The organism is Lentzea indica, from assembly GCF_012184385.1.
GTDB classification, from domain to species: domain Bacteria; phylum Actinomycetota; class Actinomycetes; order Mycobacteriales; family Pseudonocardiaceae; genus Lentzea; species Lentzea indica.
In genome coordinates, this window is the sequence record NZ_VSRL01000401.1 from 1 (window position 1) to 5,235 (window position 5,235).

The window sequence follows — 5,235 nt, forward strand, 5'->3', positions numbered from 1 at the left end:
CGGCGGCCGCGGCGACCGGACCGGAGTCCGGCGCGGTCAGCAGCGTTCGCGCGCCACGGCGGCATGCGCGGTCGATCGACTCGGCGAGCACCCGGTCACCGGGGTCCTCGGTGTGCGCGAGCACCACGTCGAGCGCACCGACCCACGGCGGCACCTCGTCGGACACCACGACCGGCACCGAACAGCCGGGACCGAGCAACGCCATGACGACGCCCGCAACGGCAACGGCGTGACCGGGCCGGGTGACCAGCACGACCGCGCGCGGGCGTTCGGAGAAGATCCGCTCCACCCCCGCCTCGGCCGCGGCCTCAGCGGTGGAACGGACCTGCGCCCCCGCTCGTGCGGCGGCGCGCAGCCAGCCACCGGTGTCGGTGTCGGCGAGGCGGCTCGTGTCGTCGAGCAGCGTGTCGTCGAGCACCGGATCACCCAGCCGAGGACGGCTCGACCGCCTCGTCCAGCAGCAGTACCGGGATGCCGTCACGGACCGGGAACGAACGCCCGCACGCGGTGCACGTGAGGAAGTCCGCTTCCGGGTCGTCCGGCGTCCCGAGCCGCAACGGCGCGTGCTCAGGGCACGGGCAAGCAAGGATCTCCAGCAACTGCTCTTCGAGCTTGACGGCCACGGTGTTCTCTCCTCAGGCCCGCACGATCGCGAGGACCTCGTCGCGCAATGCGGCGACGGCCTCGTCGGTGGCGGCTTCGACGTTCAGGCGCAGCAGCGGCTCGGTGTTCGAGGCCCGCAGGTTGAACCACGAACGATCCGGCAACTGCACGGTGAGACCGTCCAACTCGTCCAGCGTGACGCCATCGCGGCTGCCGTAAGCGTCCTTGATGGCGGCGATCCGGCCGGCCTGGTCTGCGACCGTGGAGTTGATCTCGCCGGAGGCGGAGTAGCGGTTGTAGACCTCGGTCAGCTTCGACAGCGGACCGTCCTGCTCACCCAGCGCGGCCAGCACGTGCAGCGCGGCCAGCATGCCGGTGTCCGCGCGCCAGAAGTCGCGGAAGTAGTAGTGCGCCGAGTGCTCGCCACCGAAGATGGCGCCGGTCTTGGCCATCTCCTCCTTGATGAACGAGTGGCCGACGCGCGTGCGCACGGGCTGACCACCGTGCTCCTGAACGATCTCCGGCACGGCGTGCGAGGTGATCAGGTTGTGGATGATCGTGCCGCCGGGGTCCTTGGCCAGCTCGCGCACGGCGACCAGCGCGGTGATCGCGGACGGGCTGACCGGGTCGCCGTTCTCGTCCACGACGAAGCAGCGGTCCGCGTCGCCGTCGAACGCGACACCGGCGTCGGCACCCTCGGCCTTGGTACGGGCCTGCAGGTCGACGATGTTCTTGGGGTCGAGCGGGTTCGCCTCGTGGTTGGGGAAGCTGCCGTCGAGCTCGAAGTACATCGGAACGACCTCGATCGGCAGGCCCTCGAAGACCTGGGGCACCGTGTAGCCGCCCATGCCGTTGCCCGCGTCCACCACGATCTTGAGAGGACGGATGTTCTTCAGGTCGACCAGGTCGTTCAGGTACGCCGCGTACTCCACGAGCATGTTGCGCTCTTCGAAGGTTCCCTGGGTCGCACCCTCGGCGTCCGGCACCTGGTTCTCGGCGTCCTGACGGATCTGCGCGAGACCGGAGTCCTGACCGACCGGCGAGGCGCCCGCACGGCAGAGCTTGATGCCGTTGTACTGCGCCGGGTTGTGGCTCGCGGTGAACATGGCACCGGGAAGATCCAGCTTGCCGGACGCGAAGTAGAGCATGTCCGTGCTGGCCAGACCGATGCTGATCACGTTCACGCCCTGCGCCTGAGCACCCTCCGCGAAGGCTCGCGAAAGCCCCGGCGACGAGTCGCGCATGTCGTGACCGATCACGATCGCGGGTCCACCGACCAAACGGGCGAAGGCTGCGCCGAAGTCGCGTACTACGCCAGCGTCCAGCTGCTCACCGACCACCCCGCGGATGTCGTACGCCTTGACGATGCCGGACAGGTCACGCACGCCGCACACTCCCGAAACTCGCTCTTGACGGCCACTGCCCAGGCAGCCTACCGGCGAGCAGATCAGCGATGCGTGTGGTCGCTCAGTCCTCGTGCGGATCAGGCAATACCCGCAGGTGGCCACGCCTCTGCGTGCCGATGGGCACATCAGGCATCTTCGGGGCGACATCAGCACGCCCAGCCTCGCGCACGGCCTCGGCCAGCGCCGTCAGGTCGTCCACCGTCGGCTCGGGCGCCGCGAACTCACCCTGATGCCTGACGACCTCCCACCCGCGCGGCGCCGTGAGCCGCAACGCGTGCTCCTCGCACAGGTCGTAGCTGTGCGGTTCGGAGTACGTGGCGAGCGGTCCGACGACTGCGGTGGAGTCCGCATAGGCGTAGGTGAGCGTGGCGACAGCCGGGTTAGCACACCCGGTTCGCGAGCACCGTCTCACGCTCCGCACGATCGGGGACGATAGCGCGTCCACGGAAGACTGTGTGTGAGGCACGCTGTGTTTGGTCGTCCGTGGAAGCAACTAGGCTGCTCGGTTGTGGTGATGGCAAGGGGTTCACGTCGACAGGACTCGCCGCGTCGGCGCAACCGCGACCGGCACGGCCGAGGGCTGCGCGGTCCGCTGTACCCGGCCACCCTCCCAGCCGCCCGCTCACGCGCCGAACGCTTCGACGCCCTGGTCATCGAGGCCCTGGAGCCCATCGAGGCCCGCTGGCGCACCGAACTGACGCAGCTGGACGTGGCCGTCGACGACGTCCCGGAGGTGCAGGTCGAGGGCGAGGACGGCGTGGTCGAGGACGGCAACGTCCCCCTGGCCCGACTGCTGCCCGCCGCAACCGACAACCGCGCCCGGATCGTGCTCTACCGCCGCCCGCTGGAAGCCAGGGCCAAAGACGGCGCCGACCTGGCGGACCTGGTGCACGACGTGCTGGTCGAACAGATCGCCAACTACCTGGGCCTGGACCCGGACGTGATCGACGAGGGCTGAGACCCCTCTCACACCGAGCTGCGCCACCTCAAGCGAAGGCGCAGCCGAGCACGCACGTCACACAGCCAGCGGGTGGGGTGGTCCCGTCACGAGTCGTGCCGATGCCTTTGCCTTCGAGTACGACTCGTGACGGGACCACCCCACACCAACGCAACCCACCTACGCAGCCGCAAGCCGCCAAAAGCAACAGGCGTGCCATCAACCCGCGCACGGCGCTGGACAGGTCTTTGATCAGATTGGCGGGGTCTGGGGCAGCGCCCCAGAAATCAACCGGCACACCAGCACGCAACCCGACCACCTACGGACACGAAACCGGCAGCCGCCAACCGCAACAGGGAGACGGCCAACCCAACCCACGCGCCCAGATCAACCACGCCGCCGCGTAGGAACAGCAGTCAGAAACGTGAACAAGGCCGCAGCAGCCTGAGCCAACAACAAAAAGTCCCGCAACGTAGTAGACATCTCGACCCGAACCTCAGCCGCAGAAGAAGGCAACGGCACCCCAACGAGATGCCCCCAAGCCCGAACAACAGGCACCTGCACCCCATCCACGAATACCCGCCACCCAGGCTCGTCCTCCGCGGCCAGCACGAGCACCCGCCCCTCCCCACCAGCGGAAACCCGAACAGCCACATCAGGCAAGGACACGTTGACCGGCGAAACCCCGGCCGCGGCCAGCTCAGCAGGCGGTTCCCCACCGGTCCGAGCGCGGCGAGCAAGGTCAGGCGCCAGCAGCACCCCGGTGTCCGCCGCGAACCGCAGCCGCAACACAGGCCGCCCATCCGAGGCGGCAGGCGCGACAGACACCAACTCCCCTGCCGCTGAACGCACCCGAGAAGAAACCTCCTCCGACGGCAACACCACGAACGTGACCCCGGACGACGCCGCCTGAGCCAGGGCGACCTTCACAGCGGGAGGCGCCCCGTCCATCAGCGACGAGTTCCAACGACGAAGCCGGGCAGGCGAGGAGACCGTCGGCACCAGGTCGTCGTCCCCGAACGCGGGCATGCGGCCGGCGACCTGACGCGCCGGCGCACCGAGGATCAGAACCGATCGGCCCGTCCGTTCCAGCTCGGCCGTCAAAGACGCCGAAAGCCGAACCCCTCCGTCCGCCTTCAACGGCCCGGACCGAAGATCCAGGAACCCGGCCACACCCAAGCTGACCAGCGTCACGACACCAACGACATAGACAGCCCGCCGCACCCGCACCTGCCCGGCAACACCCGGCGGCACTCCACGCTGACACCCCGCCAGCACCACACACACGAGCCCCCACGCCAGGATCACCAACGGCGTGCCAGGCCAAGCCCCGACGGCAGCGACAGCAGCCAACGAACCGATGGCCAGCACGATCACGAGCAGTCCCGGCAGCATCGCCGTGTTGGGCCGCAGAACGGCGGCCGCGAAAGCCGCAGCCACGAAGACCGAGCACACGATCAGGTTCGGCGGCGGCGAGTCGAAGGCGGCGCCGAGACCGTTGAGAACCATCTCGGGGTGTTGCAGCAGCACGGCGGGCCACGGCAAGAGCAACGCCATCGGCAAGAGCACGATGGCGAACAAGGCCGCGATCCGGCGAGCGCCGCCGGACACCGCGACGAAGCCGCCCAGGGCGCCGATGATCACCACAGCGTGGGTCAGCGGCGAGAACGCACCCAGCACCGCGACACCGATGGCGGTGCCGGAAGCCATGGGCAGCCACGCGTGAGTCGACGAAGCACGCAGAACCGCGTACACGCCAGCGAACACAACGGGCGTCACGACGTGGACGACGACGACGTCCAAACGTCCCTCGGCCACGGCAGTCGTCGACACGGGCAACAACCCGTAGAACGCCGCCACCACCGCGCGCACGGAACGTCGGACGCGCATGCCGCGTGACGCGATGTAGGCAGACAACGCGGCGAGGGGGATGTCACCGAGCAACAGCATCGCGACCGCGAACGAAGGACCGCCGGGGATCAGCCCCAGAACGGCCAGCGCGGCGGGAGCGGGAGCCGCCGTGCCGCCGAACACCGGGTGCCACGACGACAGGTAGGTCGACCAGACCGATCCCACCGAGCCGACGGGGAGCAGCCGCCCGCCGGCGAGATCGAGACCGAGGCGGGACCAGTTCACGATCACCGCCACGAGCGAAAGGCTCAAAACCAGCAGCACCGGAGGCGCCAGCAGCAGGGACCGCAGCACCCGCGACTGGTCGACCTCGACGAAGACCATGTCCGGGGCCGCGCGGACCCGGTGACGGGCGCGGGCGCGGCGTTGGACGGAGAG

Annotated in this window: 4 protein-coding genes and 2 pseudogenes; 1 reads left to right on the forward strand and 5 read right to left on the reverse strand. The window is 69.2% G+C overall.

Annotated elements, in window-relative coordinates; translation table 11 throughout:
* The 4 genes and pseudogenes from FXN61_RS46955 to FXN61_RS46970 all read right to left on the reverse strand — a co-directional run.
* A pseudogene (locus FXN61_RS46955) lies at positions 1–418 on the reverse strand (hypothetical protein); the annotation flags it as partial.
* A 4-nt stretch (positions 419–422) separates the two neighbouring features.
* Complete coding sequence (locus tag FXN61_RS46960) at positions 423–623, reverse strand: Trm112 family protein (RefSeq protein WP_167980267.1); 201 nt, start codon at positions 621–623, stop codon at positions 423–425.
* A 12-nt stretch (positions 624–635) separates the two neighbouring features.
* On the reverse strand, positions 636–1,988 hold the full coding sequence (locus FXN61_RS46965; RefSeq protein ID WP_167980268.1) for a phosphomannomutase/phosphoglucomutase: 1,353 nt from the start codon (positions 1,986–1,988) through the stop codon (positions 636–638).
* Positions 1,989–2,070: 82 nt separating this feature from the next.
* Entirely contained in the window at positions 2,071–2,430 is a 360-nt protein-coding gene (locus FXN61_RS46970; RefSeq protein WP_312878540.1) for a DUF3499 domain-containing protein, read from the reverse strand.
* Between the two features lie 93 nt (positions 2,431–2,523).
* On the opposite strand from FXN61_RS46970, the gene FXN61_RS46975 reads away from it, so the two are divergent.
* The gene (locus FXN61_RS46975) at positions 2,524–2,967 is read left to right on the forward strand and encodes a metallopeptidase family protein (protein WP_167980269.1); all 444 of its coding nucleotides are present in this window, start codon (positions 2,524–2,526) and stop codon (positions 2,965–2,967) included.
* 366 nt (positions 2,968–3,333) lie between these two features.
* Here FXN61_RS46975 and FXN61_RS46980 read toward each other — a convergent pair.
* Positions 3,334–5,235, reverse strand: a pseudogene (locus FXN61_RS46980) (YfhO family protein); the annotation flags it as partial.